Origin of the sequence: Bacteroides sp. 41_26 (assembly GCF_949740115.1) — a bacterium.
Lineage (GTDB): Bacteria > Bacteroidota > Bacteroidia > Bacteroidales > Bacteroidaceae > Bacteroides > Bacteroides nordii.
Window position 1 is genome coordinate 19,967 of sequence record NZ_CATJGZ010000068.1, and the last position, 23,461, is coordinate 43,427.

Sequence of the window (23,461 nt, forward strand, 5' to 3'; positions counted from 1 at the left end):
AATTATTGAATTAATGATTTAAATAGTTTGCAACTGCTTCTGCACAACGTTCTCCGTCAACTCCCGCAGATACAATTCCTCCCGCATATCCTGCTCCTTCACCGCAAGGGAATAAGCCGCGGACTGTTACATGCTGCAGCGTATCTTTATCGCGTACAATACGCACAGGAGAAGAAGTACGCGTTTCTACTCCGATCATTACTGCTTCGTTGGTAAGAAAACCGTGACTCATCCGTCCGAATTGCTGAAAGCCTTGTGACAAGCGTTTACTGATAAACTCCGGCATCCAGAAGTGTAAGGGGGAAGATATCAATCCCGGACTATAGGAGGAGTCCGGTAAATCATAGCTCAGTTTCTTTCGTGTAAAGTCCACCATGCGTTGTGCCGGAGCCGTTTGCCTCATCCCACCCTGTAACCAGGCTTGCCGTTCCAGTTCTTCCTGAAAGTGTAACACTTTTAGGAGTTGAGATTTGACAGTTGACAATTGACAGTTGGACTGCGCAGCCAACTGTCCATTGTCCATTGTCCACTGTCCATTGTCTAAGTCCTCCGGTTGTACCTCTACCACCATCCCCGAATTACTCCATCGTGAACCACGGTTGGAAGGAGACATTCCGTTGACTACCACCTGTTCGGGGCCGCTGGCAGCAGGAACGATAAAACCGCCGGGACACATACAGAAACTGTATACACCTCGTCCTTCTACCTGTGTTACGAAGCTATATTCGGCAGCAGGCAAGTACTTTCCCCGACCGTTTTTATTGTGATACTGTATCTGGTCTATCAATTCTGCAGGATGCTCCAGACGGACACCAACGGCTATTCCTTTTGCCTCAAGCGTTACGTTGTTGGTTGCCAGCCAGCGATATACATCACGTGCCGAATGTCCTGTAGCCAGTATTACCGGACCGAGAAATGTTTTTCCTGTATTTGTTTCAATACCTTTTACCTCCTCGTTCTCGATGATCAGTGCATCCATTCGTGTCTCAAAATGCACTTCACCTCCACAATTGATAATGGTATTACGCATGTTTTCAATGACTCGTGGCAGTTTGTCTGTACCGATATGCGGATGTGCGTCGGCAAGAATTGCAGTAGAAGCTCCATGCTGGCAGAATACATTTAGTATTTTGTCTACATTTCCCCGTTTTTTACTTCGGGTATAAAGTTTTCCGTCAGAATAGGCTCCTGCACCTCCTTCTCCGAAACTATAATTTGATTCCGGATTTACAGCGTGCTCCCGGCTTATCAGTGCGAGATCTTTTTTACGTTCGCGTACATCTTTTCCACGCTCTACCACAATGGGGCGAAGCCCTGATTCAATAAGTCTCAGAGCTGCAAATAGTCCGCCAGGACCTGCACCCACTATAATAACCTGTGGCTTGCCTTCCACATTATTATATACGGTTCGTTCGTATTCATCATCCGCAGGCATTTCATTAATATAGGCCCGTACCTTCAGATTGATAAAAATAGTACGTTGCCGCGCATCAATACTTCGTTTCAGAATACGTGTAGCAGTAATATTCTTAAAACTTAATCCTTTTTCTTTTGATAAATATTCCTTTAATCGCTGCTCGTTGGCAGCTATTTCGGGGAGTAGACGTAACTGATATTCTTGTATCATGATTCACCACAGAGGACGCAGAGGTCACAGAGTTTAATTAGTTTATAATATAAAACGCTTAATGCCATTTTTGAGCCTTGGTACATTGAAGTTCAGTAATAATCCATATTTGAGATTACTAAGCTTCATATATGTTAATATTTGAGCTGAGTGTACAGGCTGTAATGCCTCTACACTTTTCAACTCTATAATAAGCCGCTTATCAATTAATAAGTCTATCCTGTAGTCGGTGTCCAGTTTGATGCCCTTGTAAATGATTGGCAGCTTTTTTTGTCTTTCTACTTGTATATTTGTTTCTATAAGTTCGTGATATAGACAGGTTTCATATGTACTTTCCAATAATCCCGCCCCTAATTGTGTGTGTACTTCAAAAGCAAGACCAAGAACCTTATTAGTGAGTATATTAATATCTTCCATTTCTTTGTTTTCTAAATTGAACTCTGTGCCCTCTGTGTCCTCTGTGGTGAATCATCCGAATAGTGTCCTGAATGCTTCTTCCACCTTCCTTACCGGTACCAACTCTATCTTTATTTTCTTTGTATCAATTCCTTGCAGATTATGCTTAGGTAACAGGATGCGTTTAAATCCTAACTTTTCTGCTTCACCGATGCGTTGTTCGATCCGGTTTACCGGGCGTATTTCACCGGATAGTCCGATCTCACCGGCCATGCAAACTTCCGGTTCGATAGATGCATCCATGTTGGAGGAGAGGATAGCGCTGATAACGGCAAGATCAATGGCGGGATCATTCACTTTCAGTCCTCCGGCAATGTTGAGAAATACGTCTTTTTGTGCCAGTTTAAAGCCTACCCGTTTTTCGAGTACAGCCAACAGCATATTCATACGGCGAAGATCGAAACCTGTGGCAGAGCGTTGCGGGTTACCATATACGGCAGAGCTGACCAATGCCTGTGTTTCAATCAAAAATGGGCGTACCCCTTCGATGGCAGAGGCAATAGCTACACCGCTCATACCTTCGTGGTCTTGCGAAAGGAGCAATTCCGACGGGTTACTGACTTGCCGGAGTCCGTCTTGCCGCATTTCATAAATGCCCAGTTCTGCTGTACTTCCAAAGCGGTTTTTAATACTTCGCAGGATACGATACATATAGTGCTGATCGCCTTCAAACTGAAGTACGGCATCTACGATATGTTCCAGTACCTTTGGTCCGGCAATACTGCCTTCCTTGTTGATATGCCCGATAAGCAGTACCGGCGTATGGGTCTCTTTGGCAAAACGGAGAATGGATGCCGAACATTCACGTACCTGTGCAATGCTACCGGGAGAAGATTCGATATTCTCTGTAGAAATGGTTTGTATAGAGTCTATGATGACTAAATCGGGATTGGTATTTTTGATATGCACATAGATCTGCTCCAGAGAGGTTTCACACACGATGAGGCAATCACTGGAAGCAGTTGTCAGGCGATCGGCACGTAATTTTAATTGCCGGGCGCTCTCTTCACCGGAGATATAAAGGACACGTCTTTCGGGCATACGCAGTACTGTTTGAAGTACAAGAGTCGATTTCCCGATGCCCGGTTCACCACCTATCAGTACCAGTGAACCCGGGACAAGACCACCCCCTAATACACGGTTTAACTCTTCGTCGTGCATGTCGATACGTGGCTCGTCATCTGCTTCTATTTCATTTAAAGTAATAGGTTTGGCTTTGGCTGTTTCTATGCCCGATACGGGGCGGCGGTTTGTCGGTTCTTTCCGGACTATCTCTTCTACATACGTGTTCCATTCGCCACACGAAGGACATTTTCCTACCCATTTGGGAGAGTCCTGTCCACAATTGCTGCATACATATACGGTTTTTTCTTTGGCCATTCTTTTTGTCCTTTACTTTATAAGATGGACAAAAGTAGTAAATTCACCACAGAGTAACGCAGAGTCTCACAGAGTTTTATTTAATATTAGTCATAAATTCACCATTGTTTTCACCACAGAGGACGCAAAGGACACAGAGTAATTAAAATCTTAACGGTTAGGGACTAATGATTCCAATACTTAAAGCTCTGTGTCCTCTGCGTCCTCTGTGGTGAAAACGGTGGTGAATTATAATGTAATCTCCCCCGCTATGGGGCGTGCCATTTGTTCCCGCACTTCTTCGGGGCTGTATCCGTGTCCCAGTAAGAACATCAGTTTGGTGACAGCGGATTCAGTGGTACTGTCGTATCCGCTGACAATGCCCGATTCCAACAAATGATAACCGGTTTCATATCGCTCCATTTCCACTGTTCCGGCACTGCATTGAGTGACGTTGACTATCACAATTCCTCGTGCACTTGCTTCACGCAGCAGGCGGAGGAACCATTGCTTACGGGGCGCATTGCCCGAACCATAGGTCTCTAATACCACGGCTCTTAATCCGTCGATGGTAAGTGTGGCTGCTACTACATTCTCATGTATGCCGGGAAAGAGTTTTAATACGGCAATGTTGGTGTCGAGCAAATAATGTGGTTTCAGTTCCTGTTTCTCCTGAATGGTATGGATAACAGAATAATTGTATTTGATGTGTATTCCCACCTCTGCCAGTATCGGATAGTTGAAAGAACGGAAAGCATTGAAGTTTTCAGCATTCATTTTGGTAGTACGATTACCCCGCATCAGATGATTTTCAAAGAAGATACATACTTCAGGGACAAGCGGATTACCATGTTTGTCCTGAGCTGCAGCTATTTCTATGCTCGTCATCAGGTTTTCCTTGCCGTCTGTACGCAATACTCCGATAGGCAGTTGCGATCCTGTGAGAATGACCGGTTTACTTAGTCCCTCGAGCATGAAGCTCAATGCTGAGGCTGTGAAAGCCATTGTGTCCGTACCATGCAGGATAACAAAACCATTATACTGATCGTATGTATCGTAAATGATCCGTACTAACTTCCGCCATGCTTCGGGTTCCATGTCCGATGAATCCATTGGAGGATCAAACTGGTAAGAATCAATGCTGCAGTTTGATTTCTGAAGTTCGGGGACGTGCTTCTGCAACTGTTCAAAGTTGAAGTTCTCCAATGCTCCGGTTTCGGCATTTTCTATCATTCCAATCGTGCCACCGGTGTATATTAACAATACGGAAGTATTTGAAGGGTTCATAAGCGTATTTTATGCAGTTGAATACTGCAAAGATAATTATATATCTTATATTTTATAACAAAATGTCAGAAAAGTGCAACGCGCTAATTTGCCACTGCTCCACAGAGAAAATCTTTTTATTAGAAAATTATCGCAAAAAGTGATAGATTGAATGTTTTTATTGTTACTTTTGCGACATCTTATCAAATAGTAACGAGAAACAATGACTATGATGAAGTACTATCCGCATACAGTCACATCCATGTGCACCATGACCCTTAGGGGTTGAGGGATAGTATTTGTGTTTCTACGTGAATCACGCTTACAGGAAGTAAGCAAATTCAAATTTAGTATTTTAGTTGTAAATAAACCATTGTTTCCGGAAAAGGAAGCATTGAAAATATAAAGTATCTGCATGAAAGTAATGAAATTCGGCGGAACATCCGTAGGTTCCGTGAACAGCATTTTAAGCGTAAAGAGAATAGTAGAGTCGGCCGGAGAACCGGTTATTGTAGTTGTTTCCGCATTGGGCGGCATTACCGATAAGTTGATTAATACCTCTAAAATGGCCGCTGTAGGTGATTCGGCCTACGAAGGTGAGTTCCGCGAAATTGTTTATCGCCACGTGGAGATGATTAAAGAAGTGGTTCCCGCAGGTGAATATCAGGCTTCGTTGCAACGTCAGGTAGGTGAACTGCTTAATGAGCTGAAAGATATTTTTCAGGGTATTTATCTGATAAAAGACCTTTCTGCAAAAACATCGGATACCATTGTAAGTTATGGCGAGCGCCTCTCTTCTATCATTGTAGCGCAGCTGATTGAAGGTGCCCAATGGTTTGACTCGCGCACTTTTATAAAGACAGAAAGAAAACATTCCAAACACACACTTGACACCGAACTGACGCACCAATTGGTGAAAGAAGCTTTCCGGGTGATTCCGCAAGTATCGCTGGTACCGGGATTTATCTCATCGGACAAAGTGACAGGGGATGTTACTAACCTTGGACGGGGTGGTTCGGATTATACAGCGGCCATCATTGCTGCTGCTCTGGATGCTGATAGCCTGGAGATATGGACCGATGTAGACGGATTCATGACAGCCGATCCACGTGTGATTTCTACTGCTTATACTATCAACGAACTGAGTTATGTGGAGGCTACCGAACTTTGTAACTTCGGTGCCAAAGTGGTATATCCGCCTACTATTTACCCGGTTTGTCATAAGAATATACCTATATTAATAAAGAATACATTCAATCCCGAAGGTACGGGTACGGTTATCAAACAGGAAGTTTCCGATCCGCAAACGAAAGCGATTAAAGGAATTTCTTCTATCAATGACACCAGCCTGATTACTGTGCAAGGTCTTGGTATGGTGGGTGTTATTGGTGTTAACTATCGTATCTTTAAGGCTCTGGCAAAGAATGGTATCAGCGTATTTCTTGTATCTCAGGCCTCTTCTGAGAACAGTACTTCTATCGGTGTACGTAATGCCGACGCCGATCTGGCTTGTGAGGTGTTGAATGAGGAGTTCGCCAAAGAGATAGAAATGGGTGAAATATCTCCTATTCAGGCAGAGAAAAATCTGGCTACTGTAGCAATTGTGGGTGAGAACATGAAACACACACCGGGTATTGCCGGTAAATTGTTCGGTACATTGGGACGTAATGGTATTAATGTGATAGCTTGTGCACAGGGAGCTTCGGAGACAAATATTTCATTTGTAGTTGACTCCAAATCATTGCGCAAATCATTGAATGTGATTCATGATTCATTCTTCCTGTCCGAATATCAGGTGCTGAATCTCTTTATCTGTGGTATTGGTACGGTAGGAGGTAGCCTGATAGAGCAGATCCGCTGTCAGCAGGAAAAGCTGAAAGTAGAAAACGGTTTGAAACTCCATGTGGTAGGTATTGCCGACGCTACGAAAGCCATGTTCAGCCGTCAGGGTTTTGACCTGGCTAATTACCGGGAAGAGTTGGAAGCGAAAGGTACCGAAAGTACGCTTGAGTCTCTTCGTGATGAGATTATCGGTATGAATATTTTCAATTCTGTATTTGTGGATTGTACTGCCAGTCCGGATGTAGCCTCGCTTTATAAAGATCTGTTGCTGCACAATGTGTCGGTAGTGGCTGCCAATAAGATTGCTGCTTCCTCCAAATACGAGAACTATCGCGAATTGAAGCAGATAGCCCGTCAGCGTGGTGTGAAATATCTGTTTGAGACGAACGTAGGGGCAGGACTTCCTATCATCAATACAATCAATGACCTGATTCATAGTGGCGACAAGATATTAAAGATTGAAGCTGTACTGAGTGGTACGCTGAACTATATATTCAATAAGATCAGTGCTGATATCCCATTTAGCCGTACGATAAAGATGGCACAGGAAGAGCGTTATTCCGAACCGGATCCACGTATCGACCTGAGTGGTAAAGATGTAATCCGTAAGTTAGTGATCTTAGCACGCGAAGCCGGGTATAGACTGGAGCAGGAAGATGTAGAGAAGAATCTTTTTGTCCCGAATGATTTCTTTGAAGGATCGTTGGATGATTTCTGGAAGCGTGTTCCGAGTCTGGATGCAGACTTTGAAGCCCGTCGTCAGGTATTGGAGAAAGAAAATAAGCACTGGCGCTTTGTTGCTACGCTCGAAAACGGGAAGGCTTCTGTGGGTTTACAGGAAGTAGGGGCCAATCATCCGTTCTACGGACTGGAAGGCAGTAACAATATTATCCTGCTTACTACAGAGCGTTATAAAGAGTATCCGATGATGATTCAGGGATATGGTGCCGGTGCAGGTGTGACGGCAGCGGGAGTCTTTGCGGATATTATGAGTATAGCGAACGTTTAATTTAGTGGACAGTTGACAATTGACAATTGACAGTTGCTGCGCTTTGTTGCAGTTGGTTTGTTAATTGTCAATTGTCCACTGCCAATTGTCAATTAAGAAAATGAAGCATATCATTATATTAGGTGACGGCATGGCCGACTGGCCTGTAAAGTCATTGGGAGACAAGACGCTCCTGCAATATGCAAAAACGCCTTATATGGATAAACTCGCCCGCATGGGGCGTAATGGACGGCTGATGACTGTAGCGGATGGTTTTCATCCCGGCAGTGAAGTAGCCAATATGTCGGTATTGGGATATGATCTTCCGAAGGTATATGAAGGACGCGGTCCGCTCGAGGCAGCAAGTATCGGTGTGGAGCTTCAACCGGGAGAGATGGCGATGCGTTGCAATATCATCTGTATTGAAGGAGATAATATAAAAAATCATTCCGCCGGACATATTTCTACTGAAGAAGCCGATGTGCTGATTCAATATCTGCAGGAACATTTAGGTAATGATCGCGTACGTTTCCATACCGGTGTTCAATATCGTCATCTGTTGGTCATCAAAGACGGAAATAAACAGCTGGATTGTACGCCGCCTCATGACGTACCTTTAAAGCCTTTTCGCCCATTGATGGTGAAACCGTTAGTGCCGGAAGCCCAGGAGACAGCAGATCTTATTAATGAACTGATCTTAAAATCGCAGGAGTTGCTGAAGAATCATCCGCTGAATCTGAAACGTATGGCCGAAGGCAAAGACCCTGCTAATAGTATCTGGCCCTGGAGCCCGGGATACCGTCCGCAAATGGATACCTTTTCCGATACTTTCCCTCAGGTGAAAAGAGGAGCTGTTATTTCGGCGGTCGATCTGATAAATGGAATCGGATACTATGCCGGACTTCGCCGCATTGCGGTGGAAGGAGCAACCGGACTCTATAATACGAATTACGAAAACAAAGTGGCAGCTGCACTGGAAGCATTGAAGACGGATGACTTCGTCTATCTCCATATCGAAGCCAGTGATGAGGCGGGGCATGAAGGAGATATTCCGTTGAAGCTTCTTACAATTGAAAACCTGGATAGCCGTGCTGTTGGCCCTATCTATGAAGCAGTGAAAGACTGGGATGAACCGGTAGCCATTGCTGTATTGCCCGATCATCCTACCCCTTGCGAACTTCGTACCCATACCAACGAACCTATTCCGTTTCTTATCTGGTATCCGGGCATTGAACCGGACGAAGTACAGACCTATGACGAAGTGGCCGCTTGTGACGGGGTGTACGGACTGATGAAGGCAGATGAATTTATTAACGAATTTATGGTACTACCCGTGAAGAGTTGACAATTGACAGTTGACAATTGACAGTGGGCTTGCGCAATGGCACTGACGCTGCACAGCACTAATCACTTATCACTAATCACTCATCACTAACTCAGTATAAACCAAATTTAAAATACCACTTATGAAATATTACAGCACTAACCGCCAGGCTCCTGTTGCTACTCTTGAAGAAGCCGTAGTGAAGGGCTTGGCTGCCGATAAAGGGCTCTTTATGCCCGAAATGATTAAACCACTGCCTCAGGAGTTTTATGACACCATTGATACGCTTACTTTTCAGGAGATAGCCTATCGTGTAGCCGATGCTTTCTTTGGAGAAGACGTTCCGGCAGATACGTTGAAACAGATTGTTTATGATACATTGAACTTTGATGTGCCGTTGGTACATGTGAAAGATAATATCTATTCACTCGAATTGTTCCACGGTCCTACGCTTGCCTTTAAAGATGTAGGTGGCCGCTTCATGGCACGTTTGCTGGGTTACTTTATCCGTAAAGAGGGCAAAAAGCAGGTGAATGTACTTGTGGCTACTTCCGGTGATACCGGTAGTGCGGTTGCCAATGGTTTCCTCGGAGTGGACGGTATTCATGTCTATGTGCTTTATCCCAAAGGGAAAGTCAGTGAAATACAGGAAAAGCAGTTTACTACCTTAGGACAGAATATTACCGCTCTCGAAGTGGATGGTACTTTTGATGATTGCCAGGCGCTTGTGAAGTCTGCCTTTATGGATAAGGAACTGAATGAACATATGCAACTGACCAGTGCCAACTCTATTAATGTGGCTCGTTTTCTGCCTCAGGCGTTCTATTATTTCTACGCTTATGCACAATTGAAGAAAGCCGGAAAGGCGGATAATGCCGTGATCTGTGTGCCCAGTGGTAACTTTGGCAATATCACAGCCGGACTCTTTGGCAAAAAGATGGGGTTACCCGTGAAACGCTTTATCGCTGCTAATAATAAGAATGATATTTTCTACCAGTATCTGCAAACGGGTAAGTATAATCCGCGTCCATCTGTTGCCACTATTGCAAATGCCATGGATGTGGGCGATCCGAGTAACTTTGCCCGTGTGCTCGATCTTTATGGTGGTTCGCATGCTGCTATTTCGGCTGAGATAACCGGGACAACTTATACCGATGAACAAATTCGTGAAACAGTAAAGAAAACGTATGATGATGTACATTACTTGCTCGATCCGCATGGAGCCTGTGGTTATCGTGCCCTCGAAGAGGGGCTGAAGCCCGGAGAAACCGGTGTGTTTCTTGAAACAGCACATCCGGCTAAGTTCCTGGATACGGTAGAAGGAATTGTTGGAGATAAAGTAGAGATTCCTGCTAAGCTGCAAGCCTTCATGAAAGGTGAGAAGAAGAGTTTGCCGATGACAAAAGAATTTGCTGATTTCAAGAATTATCTGCTTGCTCTTTAAAAACAAAGATGCCGGATGCATGAAAAGTACCTGAGTGAGATTCAAGGAAAGCCTTCAATAAAGTTATATTGTTTTACATTAGATACTCCCCCGGAGTCGCGTGTCTTGCTCGGCTCCGGGGAAGAGGGGGCTCGGCTCCGGGGAGGAACCCCTTCGGCACCGAGGAGAAAACTGCTCGACTCCGAGGAGAAAATTGCTCTGCTTATATATTGATAATCAGTATATTATAGGTTCTCTTTTTAGCACTTCGGATAGTACGCAGGAAGTAATATTACACAACAACCTGCAATCATCGCTCGTCTTACTTCCCCGTGCGGGAAGCACTCAGAAGTTTATAAATACAAGGTATTTTCCTGTTGCATGAATACAAAATTCATATTCGGTGGTTTCATTCAAGGTACCTTGCCACCAATTACTGAAATCGCTTAGCGGATAGGCTAATCCTTCTCCCTGTAATCCCGTTGCTCCGAAGTTGAAAATAGAAACCTGTTGTCCCGGTTGTGAAGTGAATACCTGTGTGTTACAAGCGGGGATAAAAATACCATGATCTGTTATCATTTGCACCTGAAGCCCTTCCTGCATGTAGTCCATTAACAGGCTGATGTTACCCAACGTGTGATCTTCACGCTTGCCTGTAGCTCCTACAATGGCGATCTGCCGTTTTCCTTGTGCCTGCAAAAAACGAATGGCTTTGGTCTGGTCATTTGTCTCCTGATCCTTCACATGGTGGAAGATTCCGGCAAACCGTTCCCGATTCTCGGGAGAGAGCGAATCACCGTCTCCGATAATAGCATCCGGGCGAAAACCCCGGCGAATGTATTCGTTGGCAGCGCCGTCACAGCAAACTACGTATGGAGCTTGTGATAATACATTCAGTGGATATGGATGTGAAGGGTAATCACCATTGCCGAGAATAACTGCTTCTGTTGTCATATTCATTTGTAAATAAGAGAGATGTAAAACGCATTCCGTACTTATTTCTGCCGGAGTTATGGTTTGGGCATCATTTTTTTCCATTTAAGGAAGCCAAAGATAGCGATTATTGAATAAAGTCCGTAGAGTCCGGAGGTGAAATACAAATCTTTGTAGATATAGAGGCCGCAGCATACCACGTCTACCAGTATCCATGCCCACCATTGTTCTACATATTTACGGGCAAGCATCCACATACCGATGATACTCAGTGCGGTAGTAAATGAGTCGAGCCAGGGAACATTACTGTCGGTAAAGTTAATCAGTATCAAAACGATACCTATGAAGGTGATAATGAATACAGCCATCAGAGCAGGAAGATACTTTAACGGAATATGAGTGATGGGTAACTCTGCTTTTTCGTGTGCCTTATTGCCGTACTTCCATACCAGCCAGCCATAAACCGCTGCGAGAAGATAATAGATATTGATACCAAAATCGGCGTATAGTCCGGCTCTGTAATACACAAAAACATAGATGGCAGGCATTATAATGCCTGCTATCCACAGATAAATACTCGCCCGGTATTCTAACCAAAGATAGAGCAGCCCAATGAGGGTACCAATGATTTCGAGGTAGTTCATGGTTGTACTTGGTTTATTTAAAATCTAATTGCTATGTGTGCCAGTACATTAGTTCCTGCCATCGGATAAAAACGTGGGTCGTAAGAGAGGGCAGCTTTTTGATTCTTATCTCCTCCTTCATAAACAGCAGCATTCTGTGAGTATCCGTTGGTTTCGTACTTCGTATTAAAGAGGTTGTAGATAGTGGCACCGACAGTGATTTGTTTCACAGAAGGCAGTTTGAAACTGTAAGCTAAACTAAGATGACTCACGAAAGATGGATCGAGTGAGTTCTCCTCTAAACCGAAATTGTCGAGATACTGACGGCTGACGTATTGTGATTGCAAGGATGCGTCGAAACCTTTATAATTAAAACCGATCAGGCTGTTTCCCATAAACGAAGGAGAAAAAGAAATGGGAGTATCCCCCGCATAAATAGCTGTTTGAGTATAAAGTTCATCCCAGTTGTCATCATAGTCACTCACATAACCGGTGTAATTCTTAATGCGGTTTTTACTCCATGTCCCGTTGATATCCCAGCGTAGCCAGTCGGTGATACGGGCGCCTAAAGAGAGCTCTATTCCCATGCGGTAACTGTCTTTGACATTTTCTGCCATTGCCTCACCGATATCGTTTACTTTTCCATTTAGTACCAGTTGGTCGGTATAGTCCATATAATACAGGTTCACTCCGGCAGTGAACCAACTGTTGCGGAAAGTATATCCTAATTCATAATCTAACATCTTTTCCGGACGGGGAAGTTTTTCGAATAGTCCGTCGGTATAGTTATTACGTGTAGGTTCTTTCTGGGCTACGGCAAAAGAAGCGTAAGCGCTGTGGTATGGGTTGAATTGCCAGAATAAGCCGGCTTTAGGATTGAAGAAACTGAAGTGCTCATTTACGTTCAGGCGTTGGAGATGTCCGGGTTCTGCAGTCCAATCCCATTTATCATTGTCTCCCGTTATCTTGTAATTGATGTAACGATATTGCAGGTCAGCATAAGCATGCAATCCTCCGGATATTTGATAATTGGCTTTGGCATAGATGTTTCCGTCTGTCTTACTACCATTGTTGCGATAGTATTCGTGATCCGGATTCAGCGCTTCAGTATAATTCTTTACCCAGATCACTTTGCCATAATGATCGTTACTATAACGATTCAAGCCTCCACCCAGAGAGGCATTTAGCTTCTCGTTTTTATAATCAACAGAAAATACGCCGCCGCCAAAGCCGCTGTCTACGAGCTTTTGGCGTACCAGATTGGTCTTAGTTTGCGCTTCTGTGTTTCCGGGAAGGTAGAATGGTTTTAGTCCGTACTCTTCCAGTGTCCGTCCATTCTTATACTCCTGGTAATATCCGAAACCATCTGTGTAATGCAGGGCAATGTTCAGATTCCATTCGGAAGAAAACAGGTGATTGAATATTAGCTGATAGTTCGTCTGATTATAATTATCCGTCTGGTCGTCATAAAATCCTATGGTGTTTCCTTTGTTCAGGTTGTCGTCTTTGATGGCCCCGTTTGGGTTATAGGTACGGTCAGTCTCCAATTGTTTCCGGCTGATACCGTCCCAGGCATGATAAGTTTTCTCTTTGCCACCAAAAGTGATAAACTTCAGGGTCGTATTTTCACCGTAATATCCTCCTTGCAGGAAGTACGACTTCAAATCTGATGTGGCACGGTCGCGATATCCGTCACTCTGTATATTCGACACGCGTGCATCAAAGGCCCAATGATTGCCTATCAACCCGGAACCTACGCTAACCGTCTCCTTATGTGTATTGAATGATCCGTAAGAACCGGAAACCTCGGCGTATGCTTTGGAAGGAATGCCGGCTGTACGCAAATTGATACTTGCGCCAAATGCTCCGGCGCCATTAGTCGATGTGCCTGCTCCGCGCTGGATTTGCATATCTTCGAGTGAAGAAGCCAGGTCGGGGGTATTCACCCAAAAGATGGAATGGCTCTCTGCATCGTTCATAGGAATGCCGTTGGCTGTAATATTGATACGCGTGGCGTCTGTACCGCGTACACGAATGCTGGTATAGCCTACTCCGCTTCCGGCATCCGATGTGGTAAGTACCGATGGGGTGGTCGTTAACAGAAAAGGCAGGTCAAGTCCGAAGTTCTGTTTTCGGATCTCTTTTTTAGAAATATTGCTGTATGCCACCGGAGTTTTAGAAGTGGCACGGGTGGATACTACCTGTACCTCTTGCAGGTTGACTACTCTTAAACTATCTTTGGCGCTCGTTTGTGCAAAGATGTTGATGCTGGCTGCCATTAGAAAGGCAACAGCTAATAGATTCTTTTTCATTGTGTAATTTATTCGTTCTCTACGCCGGCATTACCCGGTTCAGGTTCTATGGGTATGTTCTCAGCCCGTCATGTTAAGGCACCCCTGTATTGTGAAATCGTTGGCAAAATTAGTGCTTTCGGATGAGGAAAGCAAAAAAAACTTTTATATTTACTTAAAACAAAGTAACTTTGTAACTTGTTATGATTGAAATTACAAACCTGGATTATTTACTCAAAATAAGAAACTAATTATGCTATTATTACAAATTACTCAGGCTGTAACCGATTCTCTGCAGGTTGCCGCCAATAATCTGGACCAGGCTATTGCTAATGCTGACGGTCTAGATAAAATATCTCTTATTACTCAACAGCTCATAGATGCCGGTGTGCGTGCCGGCGGAAGTATCCTGAAAGCGGTGCTTGTTTTTATCGTAGGACGCTTCCTTGTATCGATGCTGAACAAATTGGCTGCCCGGATGATGGACAAGCGGCATGTAGATGTAAGTATCAAGACATTTGTCAAGAGTCTTGTAAATATTCTGTTGACGATACTTCTGATTATTTCAGTTGTTGGTGCATTGGGTGTAGAAACTACCTCATTTGCAGCGTTACTGGCCTCTGCCGGTGTGGCTATCGGTATGGCATTATCCGGTAATCTTCAGAACTTTGCAGGGGGACTGGTGATTTTGTTATTTAAACCCTATAAGGTGGGTGACTGGATTGAGAGTCAGAACTTCTCGGGAACAGTAAGAGAAATACAGATATTTCATACCATTCTGACTACAGCAGATAATAAACTGGTTTACGTGCCGAATGGCGCGTTGAGCAGTGGTGTGGTGACGAATTATAATACGCAGGAAACCCGTCGTGTGGAATGGGTCGTTGGTGTGGATTATGGTGAAGATTATGATAAAGTAGACCGTGTGGTACGTGAAGTACTGGCTGCCGACAATCGTATATTGGATACTCCGGAGCCTTTTATTGCTCTTCATGCACTGGATGCAAGCAGTGTCAATATTGTGATCCGTGTATGGGTGAAAACCTCTGATTATTGGGGCGTTTACTTTGATATCAATAAGGCTATTTATAACACCTTCAACGAAAAGGGCATCAATTTTCCATTCCCGCAACTTACTGTACATCAGGGAAACTAAAGATAGTGAACGATAGAACCATGAACGGTGAATATCTGCAGATAACGCAGTTTGTTCACCGTTTGTTGTTTTATAACATGTGTGGGCGCACACAAAATGTAATATCTTGATTATAGGTGAATTGGAATTAATTATTATATTTGCAGCCTATCCGCCTTGCAGGCGGTCAAACTCTTATATAATGATATATGAAAAAATTACTTCTTTTAGTATGCATTGCTTGGGCTGGGCAGTGTGTTTCAGTTGTTTCTGCACAGTCGTCCTCCAAATCAATCTATAAAAAAGGGTGGATTGATTTTAATAAGAATGGTGTGAAAGATATCTTTGAAGACCCTTCGCAACCTGTTGAAAAACGAGTAAAGGATTTACTTTCACAGATGACGGTAGAAGAGAAAAGTTGTCAGCTTGCTACACTTTATGGCTTTGGGCGCGTTCTGAAAGACTCTTTGCCTACTCCTGCCTGGAAAGAAGCTATCTGGAAAGATGGTATTGCTAATATCGATGAGCAACTCAACGGAGTAGGAAGAGGTGCCAAACGGGTACCCCATCTTATTGTTCCTTTCTCCAATCATGTAAAGGCTATCAATGAAACCCAACGTTGGTTTATTGAAGAGACGCGTCTGGGTATTCCTGTTGATTTCTCTAATGAGGGTATTCATGGACTTAATCATACAAAAGCAACACCGCTTCCGGCTCCGATAGCAATTGGAAGTACCTGGAATGCAGAACTGGTACGTGAAGCGGGAGAAATTGTGGGTAAAGAAGCTCGCGTATTAGGATATACCAATGTATATGCGCCTATTCTTGATGTGGTGCGTGATCCGAGATGGGGGCGTACACTGGAATGCTATGGAGAAGATCCTTATCTTATTGGCGAACTGGGCGTGCAAATGGTAGATGGCATTCAGTCACAAGGAGTGGCAGCTACTCTGAAACACTTTGCTGTATACAGTAGTCCTAAAGGTGGTAGGGATGGAAACTGCCGGACCGACCCTCATGTAACTCCCCGTGAGTTGCACGAAATTTATCTGTATCCTTTTAAACATGTGATACAACAATCGCATCCGATGGGGGTGATGAGTAGTTATAATGATTGGAATGGGGAGCCGGTGACTTCAAGTTACTATTTCCTGACAAAGTTATTACGTGAAGAATATGGCTTTGACGGATACGTGGTGAGCGATAGTCAGGCAGTGGAATTTGTTCATACCAAACATCAGGTAGCCGAAGATTATGACGAAGCTGTACGACAGGTGTTGGAAGCGGGATTGAATGTACGCACTCATTTTACACCTCCGGCTGATTTCATCTTGCCAATTCGTCGTTTGCTGGCAGAAAACAAGATATCAATGGCGACGATTGACAAACGTGTGAGTGAAGTGTTGGCAGTGAAGTTTCGTCTGGGATTATTTGATGCTCCTTACCGGGATAATCCGAAAGAGGCAGATGAAATGGCAGGTGCAGATAAGCATTTGGACTTTGTAAGGGAGATGCAACGTCAGTCTTTGGTCCTGCTTAAAAACGACGGACAACTGTTACCGTTAAATAAGAAAAAGATAAAGAAAGTATTGGTTACCGGACCGCTGGCAGATGAAGATAACTTTATGATTAGCCGCTATGGACCGAATGGTTTGTCAACGATTACTGTACTTCAGAGTATCAAAGATTATTTAAAAGGAGATGTGGAAGTTGTCTACTCAAAAGGTTGTAATATAATAGATAAGGAATGGCCTGCAAGTGAAGTGTTGCCAGCAGTGCTTACAGCAGAGGAAGTGGCAGATATGGATAAGGCTGTTGCGGAAGCACAGTCTGCCGATGTGATCATTGCCGTGATGGGTGAAGACGAATACCGTGTAGGAGAGAGCCGCTCTCGTACTTCACTTGAGCTACCCGGACGTCAACGTGAACTTCTGCAAGCACTACATGCCACAGGAAAACCGATAGTACTGGTGCTTGTCAATGGTCAGCCACTTACTATCAATTGGGAAAATCAGAATTTACCGGCTATCCTTGAGACCTGGTTCCCGAGTTTCCAGGGTGGGAAGATTATTGCAGAAACGCTGTTTGGTGATTATAATCCGGGAGGTAAACTGACCGTTACTTTTCCGAAATCAGTGGGACAGATTGAATTAAACTTTCCGTTTAAGAAAGGATCGCATGGTACTCAACCTTCATCTGGTCCCAATGGTAGCGGAAGTACACGGGTACTGGGGGCTTTGTATCCTTTCGGTTATGGACTTAGCTATACAACTTTTGCTTACAGTAATCTTGAAGTGACAGCTCCTGCCAAAGGGACACAGGGTGAAGTACAGGTCTCTTTTGATGTTACCAACACAGGGAAATATGCAGGAGAGGAAGTGGCGCAGCTTTATGTACGTGATTTGGTTAGTAGTGTAGTGACCTATGATTCGCGTTTGCGTGGTTTCCAACGTGTTTTATTGCAACCCAATGAAACGAAACGTATGCATTTCACCCTGAAACCCGCGGATTTGGAATTACTTGACCGGAATATGGAGTGGACAGTTGAACCGGGTACATTTGAAGTACGCGTGGGAGCCAGCTCGGAAGATATCCGTCTTAAAAAGAAGTTTACGCTCATCGAGTAATAAAAACGGATGATATAGGATATGAAAAAACAACGTCACGAAGATTATGGCAATCTTCGTGACGCTGTTTTTTATTGAGTGTATAAAGTTTTTTAAAGACTCTTTTTCTTTATATGTACTGATATTTTTTATTAAGTTAGCATACTCCAAATTCTTCTTCTATCTCTTCGGCTGTATCTGTGATACCCAGGAGATGGTTCATCTTTTTCCGTTTATCCAGGTCTGTAAAATAGGTTTCCACTACTTTGTACAAGTCGAAACAAGAAGTTGACCCTGCTGCCATGTCGAGAGACTCTACCATCTTTTCTACAGCCTGATGGATTTTTGCTTTATCAATCAGGTGTAGCTCGTTACTGTGAATTAGATATTTTTCCATAACCGCAATGTTTTTAATGTTTATATTGTTATAACATACCAGCAATGAAGAAAGTTCAGTTCATCGGGGGTAATGTATCACCAGGTAAATGGGTTGATTCATCGGTCTCATATGTGCTATTCTCACGGATTATTACAGGGAGAAAATAGGTATTTAAACAAAGTTATTAACAGGGTAATTCGTTGATTATCCGATTCTTTTATCTGTTATTCATACTTTATGAACAATAATAATGAGTTAGGTTGTGAATAACTTGGATAAGCTGTTAATAAAGTTGGTTAAATGGTTGTTATTATACCTTCTTTCAAACGTCTGTTTTTCGTATATCTCAAATACCAGATGCATATCAGTAAAGACACAACTGTTGATATAGGTGGTGCAAATCCCATAATATATAATGAGGAACTATCTATTTGACTGAACCAGTATGAGAGTGGGATACGAAACAGAAAAGTGGCTATCAAACTATGAATCATAGGGAATATTGAGTTTCCTTGTCCGCTGAAGTAAGAATTGATACAGAATACGAAACTAACGATGACGCAGTCGATACTATATCCCTTCAGATACTCAGCAGCCATTGCTACTACCATAGGGTCTTTGGTGAAAAATACCGTAAGTGTTTCTGGCAGGAATTGCGAATATAGGCAAACTGTAACTCCGAAGATAAGAGCGAACCCTATCCCGGAGAGAAGACATTGATTCATTCTCTGTACAAGTCCGGCACCATAATTTTGTGCTGTCATCGTTGCCACTGCAGATGATATGGCCATTGGAGGTAACATTGCGAATACGATGATTTTTTCGACAACACCCAGAGATGCAGATGCAATAACACCCATTTGATTTACGATAACAGTAATTAATAGGAATGAGATATTGATGAGGGCATCCTGCAATGCAATGGGAGCCCCTAGCGTCAGAGCTCTCTTCGATAAACTTCTGTTTAGACGGATATCGCGTCGTGTAAACTCAAAATGAAACCCTCTTCGGTAAAGGAACCAAAGTGCAGTGGTAAAACTGACTCCTTGTGCCGTTACGGTGGCAATGGCTGCTCCAGTAGCTCCAAGATGGAAATATCCGACTAATATAAAGTCGAGAACAATATTGATAACACACGCCAATGCTACGAAATAAAGTGGAGTTTTTGAATCGCCTAAACCACGTAGGATACCACATACAACGTTGTATCCCACAATAAACAGAATGCCGGTTGAGCAGACCAGAATATAACTTTTCGTATCAGACATCGCTTCGGGTGGAGTATGCATCCATTCGGTTATCTGACTGTGGTAAAGTGTCATTACCAGGGTTAGTACAATTCCTATAATTGAGAATAACCACACAGATGACCCGATTGTGGAAGCTACCTGCCGGTTGTCTTTTGAGCCGGTTGCTATAGCGATCAGTACAGTAGTGCCTGTTGTAATGCCGAGGATAATTCCCGTAATGGTCTGCATTACCTGACTGCCGATAGCTACGGCTGCTACACTTGCCGAATTATCATATTGGCCCACAACAAAGAGATCGGCCCCTCCATAGAGTGCCTGTAATATATTTGCTATTAGAAAAGGTACTGCAAATTGTAATAGTACTTTAGGTACGTTACCTTGTGTCAGATTTAACTTTTTCATCGAACGTTTTCTTTTTTATGTATAATTCTTTTGTACCAGACCATAATTTCTTCCCGGGTACGTATCCATCTGTCATGTGTCCACAACCAGTATGATGGAGCTTTATGTATGGATTGTTCCAGTTTGCTCATAAATAAGTCGGTTACTTCATAGTCAGCATATTGTTGTATGTCGTCTATCATACGGCTGATTTTGCATCGGTAATATCCCCTTTTGATGCGCTCCATCTCTGCATAAAAGATGAGTGCGTCCACATGTTTTCCCATTTGTTCGGCACCGGTAACCACCGGGGTTTCCCACTGAAAGAAGTTACTCCAATGGTACTTTCCACTCCATAGTGGCGCCTGATCGGATACAAAAGCAATTATTGCTTTTCGGGAATTTTCTTTTAATTCAATGATTCGGTGGATAGTTTCTTTTATTGTGATATTTTTCCCACCCAACCGACTCCGTAGTTTTAGGAGTATCTTATCAAACACCTTGTTTTTCAATGGATAATAGATATATCCGTTGAATATCTGTGAGTTTTGTTTATGAACTTGGGTTGCAAGTAGTGATAACCATTCCCAGTTGCCATAATGACCCATATAGAGAAAAGCGAAATTCTTGTTTTCATTTTTCAGTTCATTTACCATTTCAGGGAGTCCTTCAAAGAGCATACGTTTACTTATTCTTTTCTCTGAAATGGAGCATAGCTTGATAGTCTCAACAAACTGATCGCATAGAAAGGCATAGAACTCTTTTTCTATAGTAAGAATTTCGTGCTTATCCTTATGAGGAAAAGATATACAAAGATTGTTACGAACGATTTTTCTCTTGTATTTAAGAAGATGGTAGAGTAGAACGTAAAAAATGTCGGATATCCGATATAAGGCCCAGAAGGGAAGTAAGGATATCACATAGCAGATCAGATATACCGTTGAGTACAAGATATTCATAATTCTATATATTTAGATGGTTATACATAAAGTGGTATGGAGCAGGATTTAGTGTTTCCACGACCACTATTTTGATAAATACAAAATCTGGTTTTGCTAGCTTTGTCTTTTTTTTATTTACTATTTCCATATCTTTTCAATATTTAATTTCCACTCTGGCTCGTTCTTTGATAAAGAAAGTGCCGGATAAAATGAATGATTTTTCTACCATTCATCTTATCCGGCACTATAGTTGTACATAATGCCCTCCGATGAGGAATTATATGTTTATTCTTGTTTTGCGGTGCAAAGTTGGGCATTGTTTCTGTGACGACCAAATTCCGAAGTACCTTTTTTAGTCTTTTTTAGTGATTACACTTCTACTACTATACTCTGTATCTTGTTTGATTAGGATACGGAGTATAACAGAACTTGTAAACGACAGAGAGAGTTCTCACTCAAACATACTGCATTTCATCAGGTTTTAAAAGGCCTCTGTTCCTGCTAATGAAAAGAAATCAAGAGAGCCACTTACAGAACCATCTCTTAACCAAACAATATTACTTCCACGAAATTCGGTATTGGGTAATTCGGGAATCTCAGAAAGCATACCCTATTGCCCCATACATACTTTATGTAATATTCTGCCCGAGATTGCCGACAAACCGCGTGTTATAGGTAGTTTTAAATCTTTTGATGTTTAGCATTTGATAGAAATTCAACTTCAATTTCTTCTTCTTTTGAAAGAAGGATTGTGTCAATTTCTAGCGGTGTAGACTTAGACAGATTTTCAATCAATTTGTGCCGATATTGAATAGCGTCTTGTGGGCTAATAAATTTTTTGTCATAGATTATTGCAATATCAATATCAGACGGATTCTCTGAGTATAAAACCGATCCAAAAAGGTAGTGGTCAAAGTGTTTTTGAGGGGGGATACTTAATTTAATCATCTTTCCTTTCGTATATAATCAATAAAAGCATTACCGCTATAATGGATAGCTCCAAAGAACTCTCTATAGTTAAATAAACCTATATTCATTGATTTGGCCAATTCTTTGGCTTCATTTGAATACCGATTATAAAATCCAATTAGGACAATACAATCTATATCATGCAAATTAGAACTGATTTCAAGTATATCAGCTTCGCCTGCAATGTAGATATCAGCTACTAAAACCTTAATATCTGGTTTATTGTCGGTTCTGTTTATTAGATACATGTTGTTTCCTAAATCAGTAATACATCTTACTGCTGAATGCCCATTCATACCATTCTTAAAAAAGGTTTTACTTGATGGAGCGACTTTTTCTATGTTTTTTTCTCTCATTGAAATATATTTTCAAAGTCAATTGGAAAGGTCGGAACTGTAGAATTTACATCTCCGGAAATTTTATTGTACTCAAAACCTGCTCTATGCAATTTAAATTCTATAAATAAACCGAATTCATTATCCCTTAAAAGTTCTTGATTCTGTTCAACTGTTGACTCTATTTTTCTATTATTGGGTAATAACTTTTGTATCGATAGCTTTTCCCACATAAATTCGGTTTCCATCGGCTTCGTTTTCGCATTTTCAGAGTAAGGACCATATTTATCAAATATTGCCTTATTCTCTGCAAATAATAGTCTTAGGTATTTCGCTGCTTCTTTTCGTGAATCAAATTTGGGTGCATGAAAAAGATTTTTGATACTTTCCACATGGTTCTTTTTCCATTGTTTTATAGTATCGCTAGGGAATAGCTGTGGTTTTTTGTCAATAGTTGTGTGGCAAGTTGGACATAAGAGTATTATATTTTCAAATTCATCCCGTTGGCTTATTGGTAAATTATATTTGCCCCTTGGTCCATTTTTTCTTTGTCCTATAATATGTGCAAGCTCTTCTATATTTGTTATTTCTCCACTTTCAAAAAATGGGAATAGGTCTGCATGACAATCTGGTTTGCCACAGTATCCTCCTGAGGAGGCCCATAATTTTCTTTTAACTTCTGTACTTATGCTCATGTTGAAAAATATACATAATTTCGAGACTGGTGCAATAAGTTATCTAAGATATGCAATATACAGTAAGAATAACATAACACCACCATCCGCAAAAGTAACAATTATTTGTGAAACAGTCTAATTAACTCCTGTATATCTGTTTTTCTTCTTGCGTCGGAAATTTGCCGTTCCTGGATGTTGAGTTGATTGGAGACACTTCCGTTCTTCATGGCATTGTAGTATTCAAAAGATTTGGTTTAGTTCTCGTTTGTAGTTGAATAGTTTGTTGAATCTTTGTTTTGCCTGTTGGAATAGGTTCTTTCTATTGTGATATATTTGTTCTGTAGGGTAGATTGTTGGTTTCAGATACCGTAAATACTTTATGTATGAATTATGTTCGCAGTTGCATACAGTCTGGAGATTGTTCAATTAAATTTTAGTCCCACGATTTATCCACCGATAATATGCTTGAAACGGCTATTTTCTGCCATCTGCCAGAAAAAAAAGAAATCCCTGATAATGTCTGATTATCAGGGATTTGCTTGATTTTTCTTGTTGTTTCAGTGATCCGCCTGGGGCTCGAACCCAGGACCCCAACATTAAAAGTGTTGTGCTCTACCTGCTGAGCTAGCGAATCAGACCTTATTGCTGTTAAGCGG

The 23,461-nt window shown here is 42.3% G+C and carries 19 protein-coding genes, 1 tRNA gene and 1 riboswitch; of the genes, 5 read left to right on the forward strand and 15 right to left on the reverse strand.

Going from position 1 to position 23,461, the window contains the following annotated elements:
- Positions 1-10: 10 nt before the first annotated feature.
- From QX565_RS09130 to QX565_RS09145, 4 genes are all read right to left on the reverse strand, one after another.
- Positions 11-1,627: an NAD(P)/FAD-dependent oxidoreductase gene (locus tag QX565_RS09130; protein ID WP_289292600.1), complete on the reverse strand. Its 1,617-nt coding sequence runs from the start codon at positions 1,625-1,627 to the stop codon at positions 11-13.
- 42 nt (positions 1,628-1,669) lie between these two features.
- The gene (locus QX565_RS09135) at positions 1,670-2,044 is read right to left on the reverse strand and encodes a GxxExxY protein (RefSeq protein ID WP_289292601.1); all 375 of its coding nucleotides are present in this window, start codon (positions 2,042-2,044) and stop codon (positions 1,670-1,672) included.
- Between the two features lie 51 nt (positions 2,045-2,095).
- Positions 2,096-3,463, reverse strand: a complete 1,368-nt coding sequence (gene radA, locus QX565_RS09140) for a DNA repair protein RadA (protein ID WP_263666178.1) — start codon at positions 3,461-3,463, stop codon at positions 2,096-2,098.
- A gap of 228 nt (positions 3,464-3,691) precedes the next feature.
- Positions 3,692-4,729 carry an asparaginase gene (locus QX565_RS09145; protein WP_289292602.1) on the reverse strand — a complete coding sequence of 346 codons (1,038 nt, stop codon included), beginning with the start codon at positions 4,727-4,729 and terminating at the stop codon, positions 3,692-3,694.
- Positions 4,730-5,123: 394 nt separating this feature from the next.
- Here QX565_RS09145 and thrA point away from each other — a divergent pair, with 394 nt between their 5' ends.
- The 3 genes from thrA (at position 5,124) to thrC (ending at position 10,306) form a co-directional block, all read left to right on the forward strand.
- The gene (gene thrA, locus QX565_RS09150) at positions 5,124-7,559 is read left to right on the forward strand and encodes a bifunctional aspartate kinase/homoserine dehydrogenase I (protein ID WP_234130624.1); all 2,436 of its coding nucleotides are present in this window, start codon (positions 5,124-5,126) and stop codon (positions 7,557-7,559) included.
- A gap of 100 nt (positions 7,560-7,659) precedes the next feature.
- Positions 7,660-8,883, forward strand: a complete 1,224-nt coding sequence (locus QX565_RS09155; RefSeq protein ID WP_289292603.1) for a cofactor-independent phosphoglycerate mutase — start codon at positions 7,660-7,662, stop codon at positions 8,881-8,883.
- A 121-nt stretch (positions 8,884-9,004) separates the two neighbouring features.
- A complete protein-coding gene (thrC, locus tag QX565_RS09160; protein ID WP_195448683.1) occupies positions 9,005-10,306 on the forward strand; it encodes a threonine synthase in 1,302 nt (433 codons plus the stop codon).
- A 324-nt stretch (positions 10,307-10,630) separates the two neighbouring features.
- Here the strand turns inward: thrC and QX565_RS09165 are convergent, their stop codons facing one another.
- The 3 genes from QX565_RS09165 to QX565_RS09175 form a co-directional block, all read right to left on the reverse strand.
- Complete coding sequence (locus QX565_RS09165; protein WP_322933660.1) at positions 10,631-11,239, reverse strand: thiamine diphosphokinase; 609 nt, start codon at positions 11,237-11,239, stop codon at positions 10,631-10,633.
- Between the two features lie 56 nt (positions 11,240-11,295).
- Positions 11,296-11,862 carry a nicotinamide riboside transporter PnuC gene (pnuC, locus tag QX565_RS09170; RefSeq protein ID WP_289292604.1) on the reverse strand — a complete coding sequence of 189 codons (567 nt, stop codon included), beginning with the start codon at positions 11,860-11,862 and terminating at the stop codon, positions 11,296-11,298.
- A gap of 17 nt (positions 11,863-11,879) precedes the next feature.
- Positions 11,880-14,153, reverse strand: coding sequence for a TonB-dependent receptor (locus QX565_RS09175; protein WP_289292605.1), 2,274 nt, complete (start codon positions 14,151-14,153; stop codon positions 11,880-11,882).
- A riboswitch (TPP riboswitch) is annotated at positions 14,151-14,249 on the reverse strand. Its footprint overlaps the gene before it by 3 nt.
- A gap of 136 nt (positions 14,250-14,385) precedes the next feature.
- Here QX565_RS09175 and QX565_RS09180 point away from each other — a divergent pair.
- Complete coding sequence (locus QX565_RS09180) at positions 14,386-15,288, forward strand: mechanosensitive ion channel family protein (RefSeq protein ID WP_289292606.1); 903 nt, start codon at positions 14,386-14,388, stop codon at positions 15,286-15,288.
- A gap of 188 nt (positions 15,289-15,476) precedes the next feature.
- Positions 15,477-17,894 (forward strand): glycoside hydrolase family 3 N-terminal domain-containing protein, encoded by a 2,418-nt coding sequence (locus QX565_RS09185; protein WP_289292607.1) that lies wholly within the window; start codon positions 15,477-15,479, stop codon positions 17,892-17,894.
- A gap of 136 nt (positions 17,895-18,030) precedes the next feature.
- Here the strand turns inward: QX565_RS09185 and QX565_RS09190 are convergent, their stop codons facing one another.
- The 8 genes from QX565_RS09190 to QX565_RS09225 all read right to left on the reverse strand — a co-directional run bounded on the left by QX565_RS09190 (position 18,031) and on the right by QX565_RS09225 (position 23,439).
- Complete coding sequence (locus QX565_RS09190; RefSeq protein ID WP_002559183.1) at positions 18,031-18,270, reverse strand: hypothetical protein; 240 nt, start codon at positions 18,268-18,270, stop codon at positions 18,031-18,033.
- 278 nt (positions 18,271-18,548) lie between these two features.
- Positions 18,549-19,904: an MATE family efflux transporter gene (locus QX565_RS09195; protein WP_289292608.1), complete on the reverse strand. Its 1,356-nt coding sequence runs from the start codon at positions 19,902-19,904 to the stop codon at positions 18,549-18,551.
- Complete coding sequence (locus QX565_RS09200) at positions 19,901-20,842, reverse strand: lysophospholipid acyltransferase family protein (RefSeq protein ID WP_289292609.1); 942 nt, start codon at positions 20,840-20,842, stop codon at positions 19,901-19,903. Before QX565_RS09200 ends, QX565_RS09195 begins: the two co-directional genes overlap by 4 nt.
- A gap of 463 nt (positions 20,843-21,305) precedes the next feature.
- Entirely contained in the window at positions 21,306-21,431 is a 126-nt protein-coding gene (locus tag QX565_RS09205) for a hypothetical protein (RefSeq protein ID WP_289292610.1), read from the reverse strand.
- A gap of 74 nt (positions 21,432-21,505) precedes the next feature.
- Positions 21,506-21,772, reverse strand: coding sequence for a nucleotidyltransferase domain-containing protein (locus QX565_RS09210; protein WP_289292611.1), 267 nt, complete (start codon positions 21,770-21,772; stop codon positions 21,506-21,508).
- Positions 21,769-22,149, reverse strand: coding sequence for a hypothetical protein (locus QX565_RS09215; protein WP_289292612.1), 381 nt, complete (start codon positions 22,147-22,149; stop codon positions 21,769-21,771). Before QX565_RS09215 ends, QX565_RS09210 begins: the two co-directional genes overlap by 4 nt.
- Positions 22,146-22,823, reverse strand: coding sequence for an HNH endonuclease (locus QX565_RS09220; RefSeq protein ID WP_289292613.1), 678 nt, complete (start codon positions 22,821-22,823; stop codon positions 22,146-22,148). The genes QX565_RS09215 and QX565_RS09220 overlap by 4 nt, the downstream gene beginning before the upstream one ends.
- A 543-nt stretch (positions 22,824-23,366) precedes the next feature.
- Positions 23,367-23,439: transfer RNA gene (locus QX565_RS09225), tRNA-Lys, on the reverse strand.
- Positions 23,440-23,461 lie beyond the last annotated feature (22 nt).

Excerpts from the sequence above, each read along its gene's own strand:
- QX565_RS09200 (WP_289292609.1), bottom strand. The coding sequence starts at position 20,842 with ATGAATATCTTGTACTCAACGGTATATCTGATCTGCTATGTGATATCC.
- QX565_RS09135 (WP_289292601.1), bottom strand. The coding sequence starts at position 2,044 with ATGGAAGATATTAATATACTCACTAATAAGGTTCTTGGTCTTGCTTTT.
- QX565_RS09210 (WP_289292611.1), bottom strand. The coding sequence starts at position 21,772 with ATGATTAAATTAAGTATCCCCCCTCAAAAACACTTTGACCACTACCTT.
- QX565_RS09180 (WP_289292606.1), top strand. The coding sequence starts at position 14,386 with ATGCTATTATTACAAATTACTCAGGCTGTAACCGATTCTCTGCAGGTT.
- QX565_RS09155 (WP_289292603.1), top strand. The coding sequence starts at position 7,660 with ATGAAGCATATCATTATATTAGGTGACGGCATGGCCGACTGGCCTGTA.
- radA (WP_263666178.1), bottom strand. The coding sequence starts at position 3,463 with ATGGCCAAAGAAAAAACCGTATATGTATGCAGCAATTGTGGACAGGAC.
- thrA (WP_234130624.1), top strand. The coding sequence starts at position 5,124 with ATGAAAGTAATGAAATTCGGCGGAACATCCGTAGGTTCCGTGAACAGC.
- thrC (WP_195448683.1), top strand. The coding sequence starts at position 9,005 with ATGAAATATTACAGCACTAACCGCCAGGCTCCTGTTGCTACTCTTGAA.
- pnuC (WP_289292604.1), bottom strand. The coding sequence starts at position 11,862 with ATGAACTACCTCGAAATCATTGGTACCCTCATTGGGCTGCTCTATCTT.
- QX565_RS09195 (WP_289292608.1), bottom strand. The coding sequence starts at position 19,904 with ATGAAAAAGTTAAATCTGACACAAGGTAACGTACCTAAAGTACTATTA.
- QX565_RS09215 (WP_289292612.1), bottom strand. The coding sequence starts at position 22,149 with ATGAGAGAAAAAAACATAGAAAAAGTCGCTCCATCAAGTAAAACCTTT.
- QX565_RS09130 (WP_289292600.1), bottom strand. The coding sequence starts at position 1,627 with ATGATACAAGAATATCAGTTACGTCTACTCCCCGAAATAGCTGCCAAC.
- QX565_RS09145 (WP_289292602.1), bottom strand. The coding sequence starts at position 4,729 with ATGAACCCTTCAAATACTTCCGTATTGTTAATATACACCGGTGGCACG.
- QX565_RS09205 (WP_289292610.1), bottom strand. The coding sequence starts at position 21,431 with ATGCTTTCTGAGATTCCCGAATTACCCAATACCGAATTTCGTGGAAGT.
- QX565_RS09185 (WP_289292607.1), top strand. The coding sequence starts at position 15,477 with ATGAAAAAATTACTTCTTTTAGTATGCATTGCTTGGGCTGGGCAGTGT.
- QX565_RS09165 (WP_322933660.1), bottom strand. The coding sequence starts at position 11,239 with ATGACAACAGAAGCAGTTATTCTCGGCAATGGTGATTACCCTTCACAT.
- QX565_RS09220 (WP_289292613.1), bottom strand. The coding sequence starts at position 22,823 with ATGAGCATAAGTACAGAAGTTAAAAGAAAATTATGGGCCTCCTCAGGA.
- QX565_RS09190 (WP_002559183.1), bottom strand. The coding sequence starts at position 18,270 with ATGGAAAAATATCTAATTCACAGTAACGAGCTACACCTGATTGATAAA.
- QX565_RS09175 (WP_289292605.1), bottom strand. The coding sequence starts at position 14,153 with ATGAAAAAGAATCTATTAGCTGTTGCCTTTCTAATGGCAGCCAGCATC.